22 protein-coding genes are annotated in these 24,193 nt (G+C 36.9%); 15 read left to right on the top strand and 7 right to left on the bottom strand.

From position 1 onward, the window contains the following. The first annotated feature begins 329 nt into the window (after positions 1-329). The 15 genes from V7Z48_RS07165 to V7Z48_RS07095 all read left to right on the top strand — a co-directional run bounded on the left by V7Z48_RS07165 (position 330) and on the right by V7Z48_RS07095 (position 16,290). Positions 330-500 (top strand): hypothetical protein, encoded by a 171-nt coding sequence (locus V7Z48_RS07165; RefSeq protein ID WP_334112721.1) that lies wholly within the window; start codon positions 330-332, stop codon positions 498-500. A gap of 650 nt (positions 501-1,150) precedes the next feature. Continuing rightward, positions 1,151-1,633: a YciI family protein gene (locus V7Z48_RS07160; protein ID WP_334112720.1), complete on the top strand. Its 483-nt coding sequence runs from the start codon at positions 1,151-1,153 to the stop codon at positions 1,631-1,633. Positions 1,634-1,636: 3 nt separating this feature from the next. Further along, positions 1,637-2,053: a DUF1801 domain-containing protein gene (locus V7Z48_RS07155; RefSeq protein WP_334112719.1), complete on the top strand. Its 417-nt coding sequence runs from the start codon at positions 1,637-1,639 to the stop codon at positions 2,051-2,053. A gap of 212 nt (positions 2,054-2,265) precedes the next feature. After that, positions 2,266-3,291 carry an alpha/beta hydrolase gene (locus V7Z48_RS07150; RefSeq protein ID WP_334112718.1) on the top strand — a complete coding sequence of 342 codons (1,026 nt, stop codon included), beginning with the start codon at positions 2,266-2,268 and terminating at the stop codon, positions 3,289-3,291. A 71-nt stretch (positions 3,292-3,362) separates the two neighbouring features. Then, positions 3,363-4,073, top strand: coding sequence for a membrane or secreted protein (locus tag V7Z48_RS07145; RefSeq protein WP_334112717.1), 711 nt, complete (start codon positions 3,363-3,365; stop codon positions 4,071-4,073). A gap of 461 nt (positions 4,074-4,534) precedes the next feature. Continuing rightward, complete coding sequence (locus tag V7Z48_RS07140; protein ID WP_334112716.1) at positions 4,535-5,344, top strand: universal stress protein; 810 nt, start codon at positions 4,535-4,537, stop codon at positions 5,342-5,344. A 10-nt stretch (positions 5,345-5,354) separates the two neighbouring features. Continuing rightward, entirely contained in the window at positions 5,355-5,969 is a 615-nt protein-coding gene (locus tag V7Z48_RS07135; RefSeq protein ID WP_334112715.1) for a hypothetical protein, read from the top strand. Continuing rightward, the gene (locus V7Z48_RS07130) at positions 5,966-6,796 is read left to right on the top strand and encodes a DUF2764 family protein (protein WP_334112714.1); all 831 of its coding nucleotides are present in this window, start codon (positions 5,966-5,968) and stop codon (positions 6,794-6,796) included. Before V7Z48_RS07135 ends, V7Z48_RS07130 begins: the two co-directional genes overlap by 4 nt. Then, positions 6,793-8,562, top strand: a complete 1,770-nt coding sequence (locus V7Z48_RS07125) for a V-type ATP synthase subunit A (RefSeq protein WP_334112713.1) — start codon at positions 6,793-6,795, stop codon at positions 8,560-8,562. Before V7Z48_RS07130 ends, V7Z48_RS07125 begins: the two co-directional genes overlap by 4 nt. Before the next feature lie 5 nt (positions 8,563-8,567). Further along, the gene (locus V7Z48_RS07120; protein ID WP_334112712.1) at positions 8,568-9,899 is read left to right on the top strand and encodes a V-type ATP synthase subunit B; all 1,332 of its coding nucleotides are present in this window, start codon (positions 8,568-8,570) and stop codon (positions 9,897-9,899) included. Position 9,900: 1 nt separating this feature from the next. Next, a complete protein-coding gene (locus V7Z48_RS07115) occupies positions 9,901-10,494 on the top strand; it encodes a V-type ATP synthase subunit D (protein WP_334112711.1) in 594 nt (197 codons plus the stop codon). 62 nt (positions 10,495-10,556) lie between these two features. Beyond that, a complete protein-coding gene (locus V7Z48_RS07110; protein ID WP_334112710.1) occupies positions 10,557-12,317 on the top strand; it encodes a V-type ATP synthase subunit I in 1,761 nt (586 codons plus the stop codon). Positions 12,318-12,327: 10 nt separating this feature from the next. Continuing rightward, positions 12,328-12,780 (top strand): ATPase, encoded by a 453-nt coding sequence (locus V7Z48_RS07105; protein WP_140988405.1) that lies wholly within the window; start codon positions 12,328-12,330, stop codon positions 12,778-12,780. A gap of 294 nt (positions 12,781-13,074) precedes the next feature. Beyond that, positions 13,075-14,796 carry an amidohydrolase gene (locus tag V7Z48_RS07100; protein ID WP_334112709.1) on the top strand — a complete coding sequence of 574 codons (1,722 nt, stop codon included), beginning with the start codon at positions 13,075-13,077 and terminating at the stop codon, positions 14,794-14,796. 15 nt (positions 14,797-14,811) lie between these two features. Beyond that, on the top strand, positions 14,812-16,290 hold the full coding sequence (locus tag V7Z48_RS07095; protein WP_334112708.1) for a M28 family peptidase: 1,479 nt from the start codon (positions 14,812-14,814) through the stop codon (positions 16,288-16,290). Positions 16,291-16,303: 13 nt separating this feature from the next. On the opposite strand, the gene V7Z48_RS07090 is transcribed toward V7Z48_RS07095, so the two are convergent. The 7 genes from V7Z48_RS07090 to V7Z48_RS07060 form a co-directional block, all read right to left on the bottom strand. Continuing rightward, positions 16,304-17,887 (bottom strand): carboxypeptidase-like regulatory domain-containing protein, encoded by a 1,584-nt coding sequence (locus V7Z48_RS07090; RefSeq protein ID WP_334112707.1) that lies wholly within the window; start codon positions 17,885-17,887, stop codon positions 16,304-16,306. Between the two features lie 15 nt (positions 17,888-17,902). Further along, positions 17,903-18,430 carry a hypothetical protein gene (locus V7Z48_RS07085; protein WP_334112706.1) on the bottom strand — a complete coding sequence of 176 codons (528 nt, stop codon included), beginning with the start codon at positions 18,428-18,430 and terminating at the stop codon, positions 17,903-17,905. A gap of 100 nt (positions 18,431-18,530) precedes the next feature. After that, positions 18,531-19,949 carry a M20/M25/M40 family metallo-hydrolase gene (locus V7Z48_RS07080; protein ID WP_334112705.1) on the bottom strand — a complete coding sequence of 473 codons (1,419 nt, stop codon included), beginning with the start codon at positions 19,947-19,949 and terminating at the stop codon, positions 18,531-18,533. A gap of 3 nt (positions 19,950-19,952) precedes the next feature. Beyond that, positions 19,953-20,831, bottom strand: coding sequence for a PPK2 family polyphosphate kinase (locus V7Z48_RS07075; protein WP_334112704.1), 879 nt, complete (start codon positions 20,829-20,831; stop codon positions 19,953-19,955). A 29-nt stretch (positions 20,832-20,860) separates the two neighbouring features. After that, positions 20,861-22,024, bottom strand: coding sequence for a sigma-54-dependent transcriptional regulator (locus V7Z48_RS07070; RefSeq protein WP_334112703.1), 1,164 nt, complete (start codon positions 22,022-22,024; stop codon positions 20,861-20,863). Between the two features lie 27 nt (positions 22,025-22,051). After that, a complete protein-coding gene (locus V7Z48_RS07065; protein ID WP_334112702.1) occupies positions 22,052-22,879 on the bottom strand; it encodes a mechanosensitive ion channel family protein in 828 nt (275 codons plus the stop codon). Then, a complete protein-coding gene (locus tag V7Z48_RS07060) occupies positions 22,880-24,193 on the bottom strand; it encodes an ABC transporter permease (RefSeq protein ID WP_334112701.1) in 1,314 nt (437 codons plus the stop codon).

Below are 24,193 nucleotides of genomic sequence, written 5' to 3'. Positions count from 1 at the left end.
GAGCAAATCATTACAGGCAACCAAAGAAGAAATAAAAAAGGCGAAGGCATAACAATGTATATAAAAAATAGGCGGAATAGTAATAAAATCAAGGTTTGTGGCTCGTGTCAAACTTTGTGCTTAACCGAAAGTTTCGTGCTTCGAAATCGCCTACTTTTCATATACTAAACGTTGTGCTTCATTGCTCCTACGCTGAAGCTGCTGAGTAGAGACTATAATCAACCAATAACAATGATAAAATTTTTTAGAGGGCCGAACGTTAAGCAATGGTCTAGTAGACCTTTGATAGTGAAGAGCCAGCTTGAGTGAGGACTTTAAATAACCATGATATGATTAAATTCTTTAGGCGAATTAGACAAAATTTACTAGCAAAAGGTAAAACGGTTCAGTATTTCAAATATGCTGTCGGCGAAATTGTTCTTGTGTTTATTGGGATTTTGATTGCTTTGCAAGTAAATAACTGTAATGAAGACCGAAAGACCAAAGCCTTAGTGCCATAGATATAAATAACAAAGACAACCACCTTAAAATAAAGTAACTTAAGATAAAAAGTTAGTGTGATTTTTAACACAAAAGCATTTAAAGTAAATGGCTAAAGTAATCCAATTTATAAATTACACGTAAGACCTTCACAACAATGTAATGCGTTTTAAAAATGGAATCCAGCTAAATGAATTATATTTATAACATCAACTTAAACCAATTATACTATGGGCATTTTTTTGGGATTTAAAACAACAAGATGAATTACAAAAACAAGAAAACAAAGCAAACAGCCTTGAAGAGCGCATAGTACTGCTTGAAACAGAGTTAGCCAATACAAGAGCATTACTGCGCAAAACGCTGGCAGCACTAGAAACACAACTCACTAAAGACATTGATGGTGATGGTAAAATGGGGTAACCATAAACAATAATAATGGATACAAAAAACAATTATCTTTATAGTGGCTGCCGCTTTAATACTACGTGTGATTATTAAAGTAATAGTGCGGTATCTCAAAGAGGTTAAAAATACAGATGACATGTTGTAATTGTGATGACTTAATGAGTTGTTGCAAAAAAATAAGATCTAAAATTCTTACTTTAGGTGTGGCATTACATTAAAAAAAGCCTGATACTTTAAATTAGTTATAATAAATAATTTAACTATGAAATATTTGATAACCTTAGTGCTTTTGTCAGTTATTAATACTGCATTTGCACAAAATAACACTAAAATCGACACACTAGATACCAATCCAAATTACGACAAAGCCTTGGCCGAAAAACTAGGTGCAGACGATTATGGTATGAAGCGTTACTTTTTAGTAATTTTAAAAACAGGCACCAATACCACCACCAATCAGGAACTCATCACCACCAGTTTTAAAGGTCATATGGAAAATATCAATCACCTGGTAAAAATTGGTAAGCTTATTGTTGCTGGTCCGTTAGGCAAAAACAACGATGGTTACAGAGGCATTTTTATTCTAGATAATGTAAACTCTATAGATGAAGCTAAAGAACTTTTGCTAACAGACTTGGCCATTAAAAACGGACTTTTAGATTACGATATTTATAACTGGTACGGTTCAGCTGCTTTGCCGGAATATTTGTCATTTTCTGATAAAATTTGGAAGTTAAAACCATAAGACATGGCTACATTAAAAACACAACCCAACAATGTTAATGTTCTTGACTTTTTGAATTCTGTAGAAAATGAACAACGACAAGAAGATTGCAAAATACTATTAGAACTTTTCACTGAATTAACAAACGAAATACCCAAAATGTGGGGAGAAAGCATTGTTGGTTTTGGTAGTTATCATTATAAATATGATAGCGGACGTGAAGGCGACTGGTTCCTAACCGGGTTTTCGCCAAGAAAACAAAACCTTACCATTTACATCATTGCAGGTTTTAACGAATACAATGATATTTTACAAAAACTTGGAAAGTTTAAAACAAGTTCATCCTGCCTGTATGTAAACAAACTATCAGATATCGATATAGATCAACTTAAAATGCTTGTTAAAAAATCTGTTGATACTATAAAAAAGCAATACAACTAAATAATTATCGTATTCAGTTTTTAGATACGCGTAATTAACAAGCCTTAAAAGAATTGGTTCCAATTCTATAATACTTTTAACAGCAATAAATATCAACCTGCATTGAGTTTGGAGACCTAAAATAGCCCATCGTCTTTATTTACAAATGCAGCTTCCAATAAAAGTTTTGTATCTTTATGAGCAACTGCGGGTTAACTAAAACCGAATGCTTGATGAAAAAGATATTTAAACGTCTTATCCTGATTGTAGTCATACTGCTCGTCACGATTTTTGCAGTCTTTAAGCTTTCACCCTATCCTTCCGTGTGGTTAATTAGATATGGTTTTGACAAAGAAGCCATTAAAGTAAATGCTGCCTTAGAACAACAGGTTCCCGATGGTATTGAAACTATTAACAATATACAATATGATATATCTGATAATGATGCTTTTTTAGATGTTTATTTTCATAACGATAGCATTACATCTAAAAAGCAATTACCAGTAATCGTGTGGACGCATGGTGGCGGATTAATTTCAGGAGATAAAAGTCAGATAAGCAATTATTGTAAAATTTTGGCTTCAAAGGGTTTTGTGGTGATATCTATAGATTATACCATTGCCCCTGCAGGCAAATATCCAAAACCCATACAACAACTCAATAAGGCATTGGCCTTTATTTCCGCCAATGCCAAAAATTTACATGCAGACACCTCCTTTTTTATTCTTGCCGGCGATTCTGCCGGTTCCATGATAGCTTCGGCCACAGCCAATATTATAACCAATCCCGATTATGCCAAAATAACTCAGGTTGAACCGGGTCTAGAACCCCAGCAATTAAAAGGCTTGCTGCTATACTGTGGCATTTATAATATAGATAACACAAGCACAGAAGGTGCTTTTGGCACTTTTTTAGAAACCGTTAAATGGGTGTATTTTGGAAAAAAAGACATCACAGATGATAACTATGCAAACACAGCTTTTGTAACCAATTTTCTTACAAGTGGCTTTCCTCCTACCTTTATTTCGGCAGGCAATGAAGATCCTTTGTTACCCCAATCCAAACTTTTAGCCGGCAAGCTATCTGCGCTCAATGTATCAATAGATACCCTATTTTTTCCAAAAAATCACGTACCGGCGTTGGGGCATGAATACCAGTTTACGCTTGATGATTCAGGTGAAATGGCACTCAAAAGATCTGTTGAGTTTATACAAAGCTTGAAGAATTCAACCGAAACATCAGAAACCAATGGCAGATAAGGAGTATTAATTAATTTAAACTGAGGTTTTATTTCTAACTTTAACCATTAACTTAATCAAAACATCACATCATGAAACATTATATTATTATTTTAATCTGTTTAGGTTCCTTTGGTCTCCTGAAGGCGCAATCCGTCATTGGCGCATGGGAAGGTAATTACACTGCAGAAGATGGTATTCCGTTAAAAAGCGTGGTAATTTTTGCTGACGGCTATCAAGTACTCACCACTTACAACGCCAGGACAGGTGAATTTTTAAATACCAATGGCGGTACCTGGAGTTTAGAAGATAACATAATGAGCGAACTGGTTGAATTTAATACCGAAGCTCCTGAAACCGTAGGTGAAACTTTTAGTTTTGAAGTATCAATTACAGATACCACCTTACAAATTGTTGGAACGGAAATGCAATTCAAACGCATAGACAGCGGTGCACCCGGAGCGCTGCAAGGCGCCTGGCTTATGAGTGGCAGAATGCGCGATGGCGAAACCGAGATGCGCAATACCAATACACCCAGAAAAACCATGAAAATACTATCGGGTACACGTTTTCAATGGATTGCCTACAACACCGAAACCAAACAATTTATGGGCACCGGTGGCGGTACTTACATCACCAAAGATGGCATCTATACTGAAAATATCGAATTCTTTTCAAGAGACATCAGCCGAGTTGGCGCCAGCTTAGAATTTAATTACGAACTAAAAGATGGCAACTGGCACCATTCCGGACTTTCAAGCAAAGGCGACCCTATTTATGAAATTTGGAGTTTGAGGGAGTAAGTCATTAACAATTAATACCTGATTACGGCTTTATTTTTTTATTTTATCGAAGTGCCTCATGTACTGTGCCTCAAGGCACATTTAAAAAACATGACGAAACAACTTTCTATTAATATATGACAAAAACACTGTGGATATTTAAACAGGAAGATCTGTTTTGTCTTTAGCCCTAGATCGTGTCTGATTTTCCTCGATTTACCCTTTAGGGCAAGGGCAAAATATCGAGGAACATATCTCAATTCAATTTTTGTCATTTACTAATCAATTCCCTAATTAATTTAATCTTCTCAACGTATAATGTGACCATTATCATTTTTAATGATATAATAATACCTACACCACCCTTTAAGCTTGGTTATAGTTCTACAAATTTGTAAATTAGTGGCAATATCAATGGCAGCCTGTTTTACTGTTATTGCAATTGATTGAGCTACTTATTTAACCGATAAATATTAAACAACTTGAAAACAAAACAAACCATTTTAGTCCCTACCGATTTTTCTGAAAGAGCCAATAATGCCCTCGATCAAGCTATTCATTTAGCAAGTAAAATCAATGCCGAACTCGTTATTTATCACGTCTATCATCGCCCATTGGCTGAAGAAAGTCACAAGTTCACCCTTACAGATTTGGAAAAAAAGATCGACAAGCAATTCAAGCAATTAGTCGAAAATATTCCGGGATTGAAAAAAATTCCGCATGCATTCAAAAAAGAATTAGGAGTGTCTGTCGACAATATTGCCAATAAGGTAAATAGTAATGGTATCGATATGCTAGTGATGGCCACAAAAGGCGCCAAAGGGATTAATGAAATTTGGGGCACTAAAACAGCGAAAATCATCAAAATGATTGAAACACCTGTTATTGTAATTCCCGATAACACAAGTTTAAAGCATATAAAGAAAGTGGCATTAGCTTGTGATTACAGTTTAAAGATCAATGATGATTCCATTGTATTTCTAACAAATTTGGGTCAAAAATTAGGGTTTTCAATAGATGTGGTTACCTTAAATCGTGAGGAAAAAACCATGACCAAAAAAGAACATGAAAATCGCGATCATTTAATAAAGCAAATGAGCAATGTAAAAACTTCTTTTGCATTTACTCAGCATCCTCATATTGATAAAGGTATTATGGAGTATTCTAAGGCAAATAATATCGATGCCGTTGTCGTACTGTCTAAAAACTACTCATTTATTGAGAGCTTGTTTCATGAAAGTCTCACCGATAAAATGGTTTTTAACAGCCCCATTCCTTTAATGGTAATTTAATATCAACAATATGAGCAGTAGTATTAATAATCTTGAAAAGCTAACCGATCAAATCTATCAAGAAGGTATCGAAAAGGCTGAGAAGCAATCAAAAAAAATGCTTCAAATAGCCGAAACTGAGAAGGCTGTAATACTACAAAATGCAAAGGCTGAAGCAGATGGTATTTTGGAAGAAGCCCGGCGCGCAGCAATCAGACTAAAGAAAAGCGTAGAAAGTGAATTAGAACTTAAAGCCAAACAATTTATTAGTGACCTTAAAGTAAAAATAGAAGGTTTACTGTCTAAAAAAATTATTGAAACTACCACGAAAGAAGCCCTTGCCGATGTGAGTTTTATGCAATCGGCTATTTCTGATGTTTTAAAAAATTGGAAAGACACCAATGACCTCGAACTCATTTTGCCCAAAGGCTTGGAAGATAAACTTAGTGGTGCTTTTACCCGAAGAATTAAGGAAGTTACGCCCAATATGACCGTTAGCTTTGAAGGTAGTTTAAACGGCGGTTTTCGAATTGCCAGAAAAGCCGACAATTATCAGATTTCCTTTAGTGATGATGACTTCATAGAGATTTTTAGAACTTACCTTTCTGAGCAAACCAATAAGGTTTTATTTAAAGTACCGGAATGAACTACTACTATCTCATATCTAGCCTTCCTGATATGTCTCCACAGATGGATTCGTCAAACTTAGACTTTGATGACCTTTTCGATATGATTAGACGAAACCTCACCAAGAAGGATAAAAAATTATTGAGGTACCTAATCTATCCGAATGATATAAATAACCTGTTGTCAATACTTTGTCAAGAGTACAAAGCCTTTCCAACAGCACCATTTAAAAAACCAAGCGTATTCAATCTTGAAGACATAAAAGCATACAAATTAAGCCGAAAAAACTTTCCCGATTTTATGAACGATTTTCTGGCAGAAAATGAAGATCGATTGGCGAACATGAATCCAAGAGACATGGAAGATGCCATAATAGACAGGTTTTACAATGAAGTATTTGGTTTAGATAATACCTTTTTATCCAATTACTTTACTTTTGTTAGGGAATTAAAATCACTTATTGCAGCGTTTCACTTCAATACCTATGATTTCCTTTCCCAACCCAACATTCATGATGCCGACAGGTTAATTTTGCAAGTTGGCCCGGATCGGTCACCTTCTGCTTTAGTCACAAAAGATTATCCTTATTTAAATGCACTTATTAAAGTATTATCCGAAAATAAACCTGAAAAAATAGAGCGCTTTATAGATACGGTGATATGGGATTTTTTGGAAGAAAAAACCCAAGGCTTGTTTGGTACTGAAGATGTTTTCGCCTATACCATCAAACTACAAATCATACAGCGTTGGGCAATTATTGATTCATCAAATGGCCAGGAATGCTTTGAAAAGCTACTTCATAAAATTATTAACGATGTAACATCTACAAAAACTCCAGCGATATGAATACAGGAAAAGTAACTGGCGTAATTTCCAACCTTATTTTTATTGAGGCTCACGGAGCGGTTACCCAAAATGAAATATGCCTGATTCACACCGAAAATAAACGGTTGATGGCAGAGGTGATCCGTATTACAGGAACACAAGTCTCTGCGCAGCTTTTTGAAACTAGCATGACTATTAAAATGGGTAGTTTGGTAGATTTCACCGGCCGATTGCTGGAAGTTGAATTGGGTCCGGGTATACTTTCTAAAAAATACGACGGACTTCAAAACGACCTCACAAAAATGAGTGGTTTGTTTATTGATATGGGCCAAACCACACCGCCTTTAGACAGCGACGTTTATTACAGCTTCACCCCTTTAATTAAAGCAGGAGAAACCGTGCATGCCGGCGATTGGCTAGGCAGCGTGAAAGAAAACTGGATTGACCATAAAATAATGGTGCCATTTACACTAAAAGGCACTTATACTGTAGAATCGGTTGTTAAAAAAGGTGACTACCTCATCAATGATGTTATGGCTGTCTTATCTTCGGAAAAGGGAGAAAAAATTGAAGTTACTATGGTACAAAAGTGGCCAGTTAAGAGAGCCATCAGAACCTTTCGACAAAAAATAAGACCCAACAAAATTCTTCAAACCGGTTTACGCGTTATCGATACACTCAACCCAATAGCCGAAGGCGGAACAGGTTATATTCCTGGTCCATTTGGAACCGGAAAAACAGTGTTGCAACAAGCCATAGCTAAAAACAGTAAGGCCGATATTTTAATTATGGTAGCTTGTGGCGAACGCGCCAATGAAGTGGTAGAAATTTTTACAGAGTTCCCCAAACTTACTGACCCCGATACAGGAAGAACTTTAGACGAAAAAACCACCATTATTTGTAACACTTCCAATATGCCAGTAGCCGCTCGGGAAGCTTCGGTTTACGTGGGAATGACGTTGGCAGAATATTATCGCGCTATGGGCCTAAAAGTATTGATTCTGGCCGATAGTACCTCCAGATGGGCACAGGCACTGCGGGAAATGTCCAACAGAATGGAAGAACTCCCTGGACCCGACGCTTTTCCTGTAGAACTTCCGGCTACCATAGCCAATTTCTACAGCCGTGCCGGACTTACCGAACTTAACAACGGCGCCTGGGGATCTGTTACATTTATTGGTACTGTGTCTCCGGCAGGAGGTAATTTTAAAGAACCCGTAACCGAATCTACTAGTAAAGTGGCACGATGCTTTTATGCATTGTCTCAGAAACGTGCCGATGCCAAAAGATATCCCGCTATTGACCCCATTGCCTCCTATTCCAAGTATTTAGATTATCCAGAATTTGTTGAAAACACCGATACATCTATACAGAAAGGCTGGGTGGCAAAGGTAAAAAAATGCAAAGACCTAATCCGTAATGGATTGGAAGCCAGAGATCAAATCAGCATTTTAGGAGATGATGCCGTACCAGTTGAGTATCATGTTGTTTTTTGGAAAAGTGAAATGATTGATTTTGCGCTCATTCAACAAGATTCGTTTGATGACGTAGACATGAACACCTCGCTAGAAAGGCAACAGTACATGTTTAATAAGCTCATGGAAATAGGATACATGGAATTTCATTTCTCTGAATTTGAAGAAGTAGGTACTTTTTTTAAACAAATCATCAATATCCTCAAACAAATGAATTATTCTCCTTTTGATTCCTCCCAATTTAAAAAACATCATAAGGAACTCGAGAAGGCTCTGCAAAACATGAGAGAAAAAACCCTAACAGAATTATAAAAAATATGGGATTTAAGCGTATTTATACTAAAATTTCAAATATCACAAAGGCCACCTGCACTTTAAAGGCTGAAGGTGCACGTTATGGTGAGTTAGCAAGAGTTAATGGTATGCCTGCGCAAGTTATTAGCGTGCTTGGAGACAATGTAACTGTACAGGTGTTTTCTGGAACAGAAGGTGTTTCCTCTCATTCTGAAGTGATTTTTAGCGGTTCGCCGCCTTCGTTAAAAGTAAGCGACTTGCTTGCTGGCAGATTTCTGAATGGTTACGGAGAACCTATTGATGGCGGTCCCGAACTTCGCGGCGAAGATAGAGTTATCAAGGGAAATGCGGTTAACCCCGTAAAGCGTTCACAGCCTTCTACCTTATTAGCAACAGGTATTGCAGGCATCGACCTCAACAACACCTTAGTTACAGGACAAAAAATACCGTTTTTTGCAAATCCAGATCAGCCTTACAATCAGGTGCTGGCTGAAGTAGCCATGCGTGCTGAAGCCGATAAAATTATTTTGGGCGGTATGGGCTTGTCTAATGACGATTACCTATTTTTTAAAAATACCTTTACCAAAGCCGGTGTACTTAATAAAATTGTTTGCTTTATCAATACTTCTGAAAATCCGCCGTTAGAGCGCCTTCTCATACCCGATATGGCCTGTACAGCTGCGGAATATTTTGCCAATGACCAAAAACAAAAAGTACTGGTTTTAATTACTGATATGACGCTTTACGCCGATGCTTTAGCGATTGTAGCTAATAAAATGGATCAAATTCCCTCTAAAGATTCCATGCCTGGTTCACTGTACAGTGACTTGGCCAGTATCTATGAAAAATCAGTTCAATTTGCCCATGGCGGTTCTATCACCATCATAGCCGTTACCACCTTAAATGAAGGTGATATTACCCATGCCATACCCGATAATACAGGTTACATTACCGAAGGGCAATTGTTTTTGAAGCAAGACGCCGATATTGGCAAGGTAATTATAGATCCGTTTCGCAGCCTATCAAGACTGAAGCAAAATGTGATAGGTAAAAAGACCCGTGAAGACCATCCGCAGGTGATGAATGCGCTGGTTAGACTTTATGCCGATGCTATGGATGCCAAGACCAAAAAAGAAAATGGATTTGACCTTAACGAATACGACAAGCGCTGTTTGGACTTCGCAAAGGAATATTCTAGGAAATTACTAGCTGTAGATGTTAATATTCCCATCGACCAAATGCTCGACACAGGATGGGAACTCTTGCAAACCTATTTCAAAAAATTTGAAGTGGGCATCAAAGAAGAATTTATAGAACAGTACTGGCATGAAGAGCAAACTATAAACGCTTCATAACATGGCATTAAAATTTCACTATAATAAAACCACTGTGCAACTGTTTAAGCGGCAACTTGCTATTAGGCAGAAGGCTTTGCCCATTCTGAAAAATAAAGAAACGGCCCTGCGTTTAGAGGTAGTGAAACTTATGAATGAACTAGAGAAAATAAGCCAGCAGAGAGAGAAACTCAAAGCCAGATTAGACAATTACGAGGCTTTTTGGGCGGCGTTTCCTGAAGTCCTCGTGATGGACAACATAGAAACGTTTAAGAAAAAAGTAATTGGCGTAAATGTTCCTGAAATTAAATCAATTAAATTTAGAATTGTTGATGTTAGCTGGTGGCGTATGCCTGCTTGGGTACCCGGCGGCATAGCCTTGTTGAAAGAGGTCATCACGCTCAATATAAAAGCTGATATTTTGCAACAACAAATTGACATTCTGGATTTAGCAAGAAAAAAAACGACCCAAAAAGTCAACCTCTATGAAAAAGTGCAAATTCCAGAATATGAAGATGCTATACTGAAGATTAAGCGCTTTTTAGAAGACAAGGAAAACATCTCAAAAGCTGCACAGAAAATTGTAAAGAAACGAAAAGAGAGCAAAGCCGCATGACAGCTTCATTTAAAAAATTGACCTTACTTGTCTTTCATCGGCAACGGCTGCAAATCACAGAAATGCTGCAGAAGATTGGTGTGTTGCATATTGAATTCAACAAAGATTTTCACAGCGACGCTTTAGATGTACTACAACAGGACAAGAATAGGCTCATTAAGGCGATTGACATCATCGAGGCACATGAGAGCAAAAAAACAAGTAAGTCTCACAAAGCGCAAGAACCAGTTAATTATGCAGTTAATGATGTACTTGATCTAAAGCATCGCATGGATGCTAATGTTCTTCAAAAAGAATCACTCTTGAAGGATAAGCTGCAACGCATACCATGGGGCGATTTTGATTTAAGTAAAATTCAACGTCTAAGAGCGAGCGGCATTAAGGTTAAGCTATGTATCGCTACCAAAAAAGAATACGACACCTATGATTTTGGTTCGCTAATTCATAGGTTGGTACAAATTACTTCCAATCAGGTTTATTTTGTGGTTATTGGCAAACCGGAGAAACCAATTCCATTTGAGTCGGTTAAAGTACCAGAACGCACATTATCAGAACTTATAAAGTTTGAAGAAACATTGCAAAAAGAAAATGAAAAGATACAACAAGAAATCGCATCCTATTCAAGTTGCTTAACCAACCTAAAAGCTGAATTAACAAACCTTGAAAACCAGTTGGCCTTTGCCATGGCACAAGGCAGTTATTACGAGCATAAAAAAGGAGCCATTTTATCACTCATTGGCTGGTTTCCTGCTGCCATGGAAACTGATTTAATCAAATACTTAAAAACCGAACAATTATCCTATGCCATAGAAACCCCAAAACCGGAAAATGAAGTGCCGGTAAAGCTTCAGAATAACAAGTATTCAAAGCTGTTTGAACCTATTACAAAAATTTTCGAGTTGCCCAATTACTACGAATGGGATCCAACACCGCTCATTGCTGTCTTCTACCCTATCATGTTTGCTTACTGTCTTGGCGATGCGGGTTACGGGCTCATTTTCTTTGCAGCTTCGCTTATAGGTTGGTTTGGCTTTTTAAAACTTACCAAAAGCTTGGCATTGATGGGCATGATACTGGGACTGATGACCACGGTTATGGGATTAGTAAAGTCCGGCAGCGTTTTTGGTATTCCCACCAATTCAGAACAATGGGAACTTTTTCAAATGCTAGGTAAATACGTGCTGATACCCGATGATCGTGATTTTATGTTCAATGCCTTTAATGTGGCTTTAATGATTGGTGTGGTACAAATCTTTCTGGGGATCTTCGTTTCAATTTATAATAAACTGCGCTTTGATCACTATACCAAGGCCATTTCCCAAATTGGCAAACTGTGCATCGTTACTGGTCTTATCTGGATTTTTTTGGCAGACATGCAAGAGATTACCGCACTGCAACACTTTGGAATGATGCGCAATATATTGTTGATAGGCGGTGTGCTATTGGTACTCTTTTTTCACGATATGGAGCAAGCTTTGCCAGCCAGAGCTGCCACCGGTTTGTTACCACTCTTTTTTATTTTCACGGGCGTATTGGGTGATGTATTGTCTTATGTGCGATTATTTGCATTAGGGGTAGCTTCTTCAGTTCTTGGCTTGGTGGTCAACCAAATAGGTATGCAAATTATGGAGAATAGCTGGTGGGGCGTTCTCATTGGGGTAGTTTTCCTATTATTTGGCCATACCCTTAATTTTTGTATCGCAGTGCTGGGATCGTTTGTGCATCCGCTTAGATTAACCTTTGTAGAATTTTACAACAATGCCCAATTTAAAGGCGGCGGCAAAGCCTACCAACCATTTAAAAAACAACCTATAGAATCTTAATAACACATTTATGGAAACATTACCTTTAACACTCGCATTTATTGGCATCGGACTCTTAGTAGGCCTATCAGGATGTGGTAGTGCCATGGGCACCGCCATTGGCGCACAAGCCACCGTTGGTGCTTTAAAAAAGCGTCCGGAATCTTTCGGTTCGTTTATTGTACTTAGTGCACTTCCTGGTACCCAGGGGCTCTATGGCTTTGCCGGATTCTTTATTTTACAGGATTTAATTAGTCCCGAAATGACCTTGTTACAAGGCGCCGGAATTCTTGGTGGCGGTTTGGCACTTGGTATTGCCGGATTGATATCAGGCATGTATCAGGGCAAAGTTTGTGCCAGCAGTATTGATAGCATTGGTTCAGGAAACGATGTATTTGGCCGTGCATTGATTTTGGCAGTTTTCCCAGAACTTTACGCCATCATCGCGTTTGCATCGCTGTTTTTGATTCGGGGGATATTATAGCGCTTATCTTGTTTTTTTATTTAGAGATGATAAAAGTGAATAGAATTTATTCAAATAGATGGTCGGGATTTAGAAAAAATCGAAAGGCAAAACTGAAATTACTATCTCTATACTTAAACCAATTAAAGCACTAAAAATGTGATTGTGTTAAACCTTTAGGGCACATAAATAACCATTATGCCTCTATTTTATTATTTTATAAATAGATCCAAAACGCGACTGTTAAACACCCCATTCACCGTTAAAACTTTAGCTTTTTTGCGTAACTTTCACTCCTATTAAAATTAACGAACCATGCTAAAATACCTATATCTATTAATGGCAGTGCTTTTTTGCAGCTGCAACAGTAACACCAGCAGCCCTGAAGCCGCCAGTTTAATTATCAAAAACGGCAGTATTTATAATGCTAACGACTCACAACCTAATGCCAAAATCATAGCCGTTAAGGATGATATCATTATTTACGTTGGCGATGACGAATCCCAAATTCCAAAGAATGACAACACACAGGTCATAGACTTAAATGGTAAAACCCTTACACCGGGCTTTATCGAAGGACATGGCCATATACTAGGCATTGGCTATAATGAATTAAATATTGATTTACTCAATGTTAAAAATTATGACGAACTATTAGAACTGGTAGAAGATGCGGTTGCCAAAGCAGAACCAGGCCAATGGATTGTTGGTCGTGGCTGGCATCAAAGTAAATGGACACCACAACCCGAAAATTTAGTGAAGGGTTTTCAAACACACAACAACTTAAGTGCTATAAGTCCTGATAATCCTATTTTGTTAAGTCATGCCAGTGGTCATGCCTCTTTTGCCAATGCCAAAGCAATGGAAATTGCAGGAGTTACTGCTTCAACAGTAAGAGAACTATCTGAAACACTTAAAGAAGGAGAAGGCGGTGAAATCATTATCGATACTGACGGAAATCCAACAGGTATATTTACCGAGCGTGCCACTGGATTGGTTGCTAAATTCATTCCTAAAAATGACCGTGATCAAGATAAAAAAGCGCTGAAAATGGCGCAAGAAGCCTGCTTAAAATTGGGTATTACAGGGTTTCATGATGCTGGACAAAATCGTCAGGTCATTGATTTACTTCAAGAACTTAAAGCGGAAGACGAATTACCAGTGCGTATGTACGTTATGCTAACTGGTTTTGATGAAAGTTTACTCAATGAGTGGTACCAAAAAGGCCCTATGATTGACAGTGCTAAACATACTTTGGACATTAGATCCATTAAACTAAATTGTGATGGTGCATTGGGTTCTCGCGGCGCGTGGCTATTGGAACCATATTCAGACCGAGAAGGACATTATGGACATGAAACCTTACCCATGACTTTTGTAGAAAGCACTTCAAAAAAAGCACTTCAAAGTGGGTTTCAAGTTTGTGCTCATGCCATTGGTGATCGTGCGAATCGTGAAATTCTAGATCGCTATGAAATCGCATTTAATAACTATCGAGAAAAAGCAAATAATCATAGATTTAGAATAGAACACGCTCAACACCTTAACCCAGAAGACATTGGAAGATTTGCTGAGTTAGGTGTTATCCCCGCAATGCAGGCCATTCACATGGCATCGGACAGGCCTTGGGCAATAGACCGTTTAGGCGAGCAGCGCATTATTGAAGGCGCTTATGTATGGCAAAAACTGCTTAAAACAGGAGTGAAAATTGTAAATGGCACAGATGCACCAGTTGAGCCATTAGATCCCTTACCAAGTTTTTACGCTTCAGTTTCTCGAAGAACTTTAGCTGGCACACCCGAAGGTGGTTACGAACCAGACCAAAAAATGACCAGAGATCAAGCCTTAAAGTCTTATACCATTTGGCCGGCTTACGGAGCCTTTATGGAAAATGAAAAAGGCACGATTGAAGTTGGTAAATTGGCCGATTTCACGGTATTTGATAAAGATATCATGACCATTTCTGAAGACGACATTTTGAAAACCAAAGTAAGTATGACCATCATTGGTGGTAAGGTAAAATACCAAGCTAATTAATTTAAAAAACACATCATGAGGCGATTGTCAATTTTTAACCTGATTCTATTTATCTCCTTCGGAATTTATGCCCAAACCGATGAAGCCACCGTTCGAGAAACCGTAAAAAAGGAAATAATTGAAGGTCATATATATTTTCTTTCTGACGACTTATTAAAAGGTCGGGAAACCGGAACAGCCGAAAATAAAATAGCAGCTTCATATCTGGCCAATACACTCAGGAGTTACGGTGTGCTACCAAATCCGAAAACCGGTAACTTTTATCAGGAAGTAAAACTTAAAAAGACATCGCCACCAAAGGATGTTAAGGTTTCTATAAACAATCAATTAATGGCCAATTACGCTGTTTTAAATGCAGCAAAACTAAAGGGAAATGAATCGGTTGCTTTTTTAGGATACGGTTTAGAAGCAGATTATAACAATCAAAATGTGAAAGGCAAATTGCTAATTTTAAAAAGTGGCAGTGCTGAAACCTCTGATTCAAGGGCTGCTTTCAGGCTAAGACAAAAAAAACAAGAACTAGCTCAAGAACATGGTGCCATAGGAATTGTTGAGTTACTAGATACAGGTGCGCAAATGTGGGGATATATTGAACATAATTTTAACACAAGCCGGTTGACCTTAGATGAAGCTGAAACCACAGAAAGTAATGATTTTGCCTATTTATGGATTTTAGATGAAGGGAGTGAAATTGCAAATTCCTTTAAACCAAACACCAGTGTAAAGGCTTCAGTTTCAATGAGTGCAGAAATCTCGGAAGCCATTGTTGATTATAACGTTATTGGAATGGTTGAAGGTACCGATCCCAAATTAAAAAATGAATTTATAATTTACTCAGCGCACTACGATCACGTTGGTATTGGCGACCCTGACGAAACTGGTGATACCATTTACAACGGTGCACGCGATAATGCTGTGGGAACGGTAACCGTATTGAGTATGGCTGAAAATTTAGCCAAATACCCAACCAAGCGCTCTGCCCTATTTATTTTGTTTACAGGTGAAGAAAAGGGTTTATTAGGCAGTAAGTTTTACGTTGAAAATCCCGTATTACCTTTAGAACAAATGGTGTTTTGTTTTAATAGTGATAATGCTGGATACAATGATACCTCATTGGCAACAATTGTAGGATTAAACCGAACCACGGCCACCGAGCACATTACAAGTGCTGCCGAAACCTTCGGACTCAGAGCAACCGACGATCCAGCACCTGAACAAGGTTTATTTGACCGAAGCGACAACGTACATTTTGCGAACAAAGGAATTCCTGCACCCACGTTTTCGATGGGATTTACATCATTTAGTGGCGATGTTACCAAATACTATCACCGTCCGAATGACGAAGCCGATTCCCTCGACTACAACTACCTTTATAAGTTTTTTCAAGCTTATGTGATGTCTGGTAGAAATATTGGCAATGCTTTAGAAACGCCGTTTTGGGTTGAAGGTGATAAATATGAGGCGGCAGGAAAAATGTTGTATAAAAGCGATTAATTAATTTGCTGAATTAATTATTTTTTTTAATTGTAACAGTTTGTCTTAGAGGTGAATTAAGCCAGTATTTATCTGTGTTTTCGGATAAATTTCTTTTTGAAAACTCGATTGGTATGTCATTCACCATCAAAGGTGTATTTTCGGGAATTTCTTTTTCAGGAAAAACTTCTTGTATAAATAGCTCTCTAAATTGATATGCTATAACAAGTCTAGGCTCATATATTTCTCTTCCATCTAAATCCTTAATTTTACGCATTTTAAAGCTAAGGTCTTTAGTATTAAAACTTCTTTGATCAAATCCATCTCTAAAAAACGGTCGGACAATTAATTCTAAGGATGCGTTACTTCTATTAATGATTTCATCAATGTACAACTTTTGATTGCCGTACTTAATGTTAAAACAACCCTTTCTAACCGAATTTAAATTAATATTTTTATTAAATGTGATTCGAAATTTATATTCGTCAGGGTAGAAACTTATATCTTCTTCACTCAATATATTTTTATCCATCATTATAAATCTATTGTTGAAGGTGATATAATTCAGATACATTTTGTCATTTTGGCGTCTGTATTCAATATTTAAGTTGAACAAGGCATTGTCCTTATCATCATCAAATACTTCATAATTAAATCTGTGAATGGAATAATCTTTAAGTGAAATTAAAATATTTCCGAATGCTTTATGACTTGATCCTGAAACTCTCGGATATGTTTCAAATCTAATTTGCACCAAGGGTTCATCATTTAAATAAATTATGCCGTTCCTCCTTGAATTATGATTATTTAAAAAATAAGATTTAAAAACGTAAACAAACGAAAAGGTGGCTACATTATAATTTCTTATAAGATTGTGAACATTTAAAATTGTTAACTCGTTGCCTCCATTCGGTCTGATAGCTGCATTTTGAATGAACTTAACTTCTCTATCGTATGGAACTGTGTAGGTGCTGTCTTGTTTAAATTCATTATTCTGCTGATAGGAATAAATGCTCGCCTTAAAGCTTTCATAAGCCTCATCTTCAAACCTAATGCCCCTATCAAACATTTCAACTATTCCTTCATTTAAGTTATAATACTCATCATTTACTATTTGATAGTCTCTATAATAACCTAGCACCGATGAAGGTAATGCACTCAAATTTGTTTGAATATTTTTTATTGCTAAATAAATAATTTCATCTGCCGTAAGCGTTCTAGCAGCTTTAACCAAAGCGGAAGCTTGGTCAACTCGCCTGCGTTTCGCTGGATCATTAGCTATGACAATAGCGTTTAATTCTTCTACATTGGGTTTCAAATAGAAGATATTGATTTGATTAGGTGTCAATTCAGAAACAATAAGTTCAATAGATTCATAACCAATACTGGTGATTGAGAATATGGCGTTGAAGTTCTTAAAAGCGAATGGTATTCTAAATTCTCCTTCAGCATCTGCAATTAAGCCTTGTTTGGAGTCTTTTAATCGAATTGTAGCAAAAGATATAGGTTCTTCATTGGATTGATCTTTAAGGGCGACTTCATAATAATCCTTGGTTTGTGCGTTTAGAGAAAAGCCTATTAAACTAAACATTAAAATTGCAAGGATAAATCTGTGCATGAACCTGTTTTGTGTTTAGTTGTTTATTTTCCCTGTGAAAAAACTAAGATTTGAATTAATTGGATTTCCTGACGCTCTCCGAAACGAAGCTATCTGCCCACTATGCCATATAGCATCGGAAATTGGACCGTTGATATTAAACCAAAACGGCATTTCTCTATTACTGAACTTAAGGTTGTGATTGGTTAAATCAGAAGTTTCTCTTAAAATATCAGCGGCAGTTTTAAGATTTATCAATGTTCGACTTCGTAAGGTTTTGTAATCTAAATCACTGGTATTAAAAATTTGGTTTTCTTTCCTCAATGCCGCATTCAGTATTGTGTTTGAAAGCGCATAAATATGTTCAATAGTTTGATAAGTGCTTCTTGAATCTTCTGATGGTTGGTAAGCTAAATCTGTATCGATTAAACCTTCAGTGGCCCAATAAAAACGAAATCCTAAACCGTCAATCATTCTTGCAACAACAGCACCTGCAGTATAGGTTTCGGGGTAGTCAGGTATTTCTTGATAAGGAAGACTAGTTTCGTTATTTTGTGCTTTCATATTACTCCCGAGTAAAATTAAAAGTATTACAAGAATTTTTAAATTACACATATGCTTAAAAACTTGAAGTAAGAAATGTTTCTATTTTATGCATCAAAAATCAGTCCTTAATCGGCGTCAAAGCTTCATTTTTTACAATTCCATACGCGTCAAACAAATAAACCAAAGCCGTCATAGTGGCTGCACCAAGTTCTAGTTCGCGTTTGTTAACATGCTCAAAAGTATCGTTGGCTGCGTGGTGGTGATCAAAATAGCGTTGCGAATCGGGTCTCAATCCTGCTAAAACATTGGTTTCTGATTTTAATGGGCCCACATCAGCACCACTACCTCCTTTTTCAAAAAAGTGAATGAGATAAGGCTTAAATAGCGTTTGCCAACTTAAAACCTGTTGAAAATTGGCTTCATCAGCCTGAAATGAAAAGCCTCGCGGCGTAAAGCCACCAGCGTCACTTTCTAGAGCAAAAATATGATTTTCACCTTTGCGCTTGGCTTCTTCAGCATATTTCGTTGCACCTCGCAAACCATTTTCTTCGTTCATAAATAATACAACTCTTAGAGTTCGTTTCGGTTGTAAATTCAAAACCTTCATCAATCTTAAAACTTCTATAGATTGCACCACACCAGCACCATCGTCGTGTGCGCCATCCCCTAAATCCCATGAATCGAGATGGCCACCAACTAAGATATATTCGTCCGGAAATTCGCTACCAGTAATTTCACCAATCACATTATACGATTCAACATCGGGAAGTTGTTGGCAGTTTTGCTTAAAATAGAATTCCAGTTTTGGATTCAAAGACAACATACCGGAGAGTTTTTCGGCATCGTTAGTACTTATAGCCGCCGAAGGTATACGCTGACTATTTGGTAAATCGCCATAACTCATGGTGCCTGTATGTGGATAATCATCCATACGTAGATTTACTGAACGCACAATTACACCAGCTGCTTTATATTTGGCTGCTTCCATGGCGCCTGCATAACGTTGGTCTACACAACCACCGTAAGCCTCAAAGGTTTGAATTAAATCGGGCTGCATAGGTCTATTGTAAAATACAATTTTACCTTCAATATTTTCAAGGCCTAAAGTTTCCAGATCTTCAAAAGACTTTACTTCAACAACTTGAGCTTTCAACCCTAATGCTGCCGTTGCAACAGAGCCACCAAGCGCACAAATATTAACGTCAATCCTATTTCCTGGAGAAGTTTCGATATAGGCATTTTCTTTGGCACCGCGTATCCATTTGGGTACCATAACGGGCTGCAGCCAAACCTTGTCTAAACCTAATTTTTCTAATTCTACTTTGGTATATTCAACCGCTAACTGGGCATTTACCGATCCTGATAATCTACCTCCTATTCTGTTTGATAAATGATCTAGCCATGCGTAACTTTGACCGTTTGTCAAGGATGTTGCATAAATTGATTTAAAAACGGCGTCATCTGTTTGGGCAGTTGCTGCAAATTGAAAATTGACAAACAGAGAGAAAATAAAGGCTTTGGCATAAAATGTTTTCATAATTTATTCTATAGCGAGTTGTTCTTTATAGTGTTTCAAATTGCCTTTGTCTTCATCACTTAATTCAGGATTTTGAATATCGGTATAGGTTCTCAGTTCATCGAGTAGAATTTTCGCAACAATATATCTAGCGGTTGCCTTATCGTCCGCCGGAATAGTATACCATGGTGCATGAGGCTTTGAAGTTCTGTTAATAGCATCTTCATAATAGGTTTGATATTGGTCCCAAAGTGCGCGTTCCTTTAAATCATCTGAAGAAAATTTCCAGTTTTTACTTGGTTTTTCCAATCTACGCAACAACCTTTGACGCTGTTCTTCTTTTGAAAGATGAAGAAAAAACTTGAATATAATAGTGCCATTCTGAGCGATGTGCTTTTCAAAATTATTGATTTGCTCAAATCGTTCATCCCAAAAAGCATCATCTATTTTTGAAACATCATCAACGCCAGGAATGTTTTCGTTCATAATATAATTTGGTCTCACACGTGTAATTAACACGTTTTCATAATGTGTGCGATTAAATACTCCAAATTTTCCTCGCGCGGGTAAAGCAATATAATGGCGCCACAAGTAATCGTGTTTAAGCTCTAATGGTGTGGGTACTTTAAAACTGTGTACTACAACACCACGGGCGTTAAAATCCTTAAAAACTTCTCTTATTAAACTATCTTTTCCAGAAGTGTCAATTCCTTGTAAACAAAACAACACCGAGTATTTTCCATGGGCATACATCACGTCCTGAAGTTCGCCTAACACTCGCCGAACTTTTTTAAGCTGTTTTTCGGTCGCTTTTTCGCTCATGTCTAAATCGACATAGGTTGGTCTATTCTTTAATTCTATTGGTTGGATGACTTTAAAATCTGGTAGTTTGATATCTTTCATTCTTCTATTTTGTATTCATTAAGCCCAATTTATTTACTAGCAAAAAGTTTTACATCTTCTTCAGAGACTTCATCACCACCGAGGATAATTAAACGTTCTACTACATTACGTAATTCTCTAATATTGCCGGTCCAATCATATTTTTGAAGTAGACTAATTGCTTTAGGCATGAATTTTTTTTGAGTAGAGCCTTGTTCTTCAGAGATTTTGCTAGTGAAAAATTCTATCAACAAAGGGATATCTTCTCGCCTATCATTAAGTGCTGGCACTTCAATTAAAATAACGGCCAATCTGTGATATAAATCCTCGCGGAACTTTCCAGCTTCAATTTCTTCCTTTAAATTTTTATTAGTGGCGGCAATAACTCTCACATCTACTTTAATATCTTTATCGATTCCCACTCGCGAGACTTTACTTTCCTGAAGTGCTCGTAATACTTTGGCTTGTGCTGAAAGACTCATATCGCCAATTTCATCTAAAAAAATAGTGCCTTTGTTGGCCGCTTCAAACTTACCTTCACGGTCTTTAACGGCACTTGTAAATGCGCCTTTGACGTGACCAAACAATTCACTTTCAATAAGTTCGCTTGGTATAGCTGCGCAATTTACTTCTACCATTGGTCCAGAGGAACGTTCACTTTTTTGATGTAACCAATGTGCTACCAATTCTTTACCAGTTCCGTTTGGGCCTGTTATGAGAACACGAGCATCGGTTTGGGCCACCTTATCAATCATTGATTTAATTTTTGAAATGGCTGGACTTTCACCGATCATTTCATAATTTTTAGAAACTTTTTTCTTTAGAATGGTGTTTTCAGTAACTAATTTTTTGGTATCAACCGCAATTCTAACCGTGTTGAGAAGTCGATTTAAGTCTGGTGGTTTCGATATATAATCAAAGGCGCCCAAACGCATTGTTTGAACCGCTGTTTCTAAATCGCCATGACCAGAAATCATAACAAAAGTTGTTTCGGGCTTTATTTTTTTTGCGGCTTCTAATACTTCAACACCATCCATTTTGGGTAGTTTGATGTCGCAAAGTACCAAATCGTAATCGTTATTTTTTATTTTCTCAATTCCTTGAAGGCCATCTTCGGCTTCTTCTACCTGATATTGTGCATTTTCTTCAGTTAAAATTTTCACCAATACACGACGAATGGCTGCTTCATCTTCAATAATAAGTATTTTTGACATGCTTGATTTTTGAGGTCTTTTAAATAATTAATTTGTTTGTTTTAAATATACATCACGTTGCGGGAATGGAATAGTGACTTTGTTTTGAATAAATAATTCGTTGATTCTAAAACGAATATCGCTTTTGGGTAAATTTACAGTGAAACTATCATCGACCGAAAAAACTAGTCTAAAGTCGAGAGAACTTTCCCCGAAATCCATAAATAACACCCCTGGTGGTGGATCTTTAAGCACCTTGGGATGTTCTTCGGCAGCTTGTAATAATATTTTTTTAACCAATACGACATCACTTCCGTAAGCAACGCCAACATCTATACTTTCCCTGGTTAAAATACCATTTTCTGTCCAATTAAACAGAATAGAAGTTAAATATTTATGATTTGGAATTACCAATACCTTATTACTAACGGTAACGGCGCGTGTTGTTCTTAAATTAATTTCAACCACGCGACCAATTTTACCATCAATTTCAATAATATCACCTACATGAACGGATTGATCTACCAAAATGAATATTCCCGAAATTATATCTTGAAAAAAGGTTTGTAAAGCCAAACCAATGCCTACCAAAAGTGCTGCTGAAGCTGCAAGAATTGCCGTTAATTCGGCTCCCATATTTTGAAGTGATATTAAAACAACCACTAAATAGATAAAGAACTGCGTGAAAGAAAAAACCGAATTAAACTTGAGTTTATCCTCGTGAAGAAGCTTTCTTGTGAGGAGCCGTTTTATAAACTTTAAGAAAATACTAATCGCAATGAATAGCACTAGAATTACAATAACTCCTTTTACGGAAATTTTAAAGCTTTCTCCTAACGATACTGAATAATTAAAAAATTCATTAATTGCGTCCATTTAGTACTTTAACCATTTGATGAGTTCTTTATAACTCGGTTTTTTACCATACATTAAAATTCCTACTCTATAAATTTTCGCAGCGAACCAAACTGTGAATATAAAAGTTCCTATTAAAAATAGTAAAGAGACTATTTGCTGCCAAATAGGAACACCGAACGGTATTCGCATAAGCATTACTACAGGTGAAGTAAAAGGAATAAAGGAAAATACTGTTGAAATGGTACCATGTGGATCTTCTATTACGGTGAATACACCCACATAGACTGCTAAAATCAACGGCATTAAAATAGGCATCATAAATTGTTGTGTATCGGTTTCATTATCAACTGCAGCACCAATTGCGGCATATAACGAACTGTATAATAAATATCCGCCAATAAAGAAAAACAGAAATGCAATGACTAAATTAGTTAGCGGTAAATTTTGAATGGCCAAAATTACATTCTGAGCCATATTATCTGCTTGGGGTGTTTGCATGGCTTCTTGCACAGCGGCTGTTTGTGATGCTTGCATTTCCGATATATTCATACCAAAAATGGCAGAACCAACACTTAAAATAATACCACCAAGAACCACCCATATTGCAAATTGTGTGACGCCCGCTAAAGAGGTACCAATTATTTTGCCCATCATTAGTTGAATGGGTTTAACTGAAGAAATAATAACTTCAATAATACGACTGGTTTTTTCTTCAATTACGCTGCGCATAATCATATTACCATAGATTATGATAAACATGAAAAGTAAGTAACCAGCGGCGCCACCAAAGGCCAACTTTAATAAATTATCTATTTTGGAGGATTTTTGTCCGGAAAAACTTTCTTGGTCAATTTCGACTGAAATTTTAGAGGACTTAATTTTTTCGATATCGACACCTTCATTTAAAAGCTGAATATCTGTAAGCGATTTTTCGAGCTTTCCTTCTAAAGAATTCATAATGGTAAGTGATGGAGATTCTTCTGAATAAAATTTAATTCCTTTTGAAATGTCTTTAATTTCAGCGTTTTCAGGAATATATAGCAATCCATAATCTTTGCTCAACTTCACGATTTCTAAAGCCTCATCTAAGCTCACAGCGCTTAAAATATTATACTTTGTGTATGTAGAATTTTCGAAGGCATTTTCTAACAAGCCAGAGGCATCTAATATGGCGATGGTACGTTCTTTATTATTATTGAGTTGTGACAAATACGCTACAACACCAAACAAGGCAACAAAAATGAGCGGACTTAAAATAGTCATAACAATAAACGACTTATTCTTAACCTTGGTGAGATACTCACGCTTTATAATGAGAGATAAATGGTTCAT

The organism is Paucihalobacter sp. (assembly GCF_036825875.1).
Taxonomy (GTDB): Bacteria; Bacteroidota; Bacteroidia; order Flavobacteriales; family Flavobacteriaceae; genus Paucihalobacter.
The sequence above is the reverse complement of the archived record's forward strand: the minus strand, read 5'-3'. Positions and strand labels throughout refer to the sequence as shown.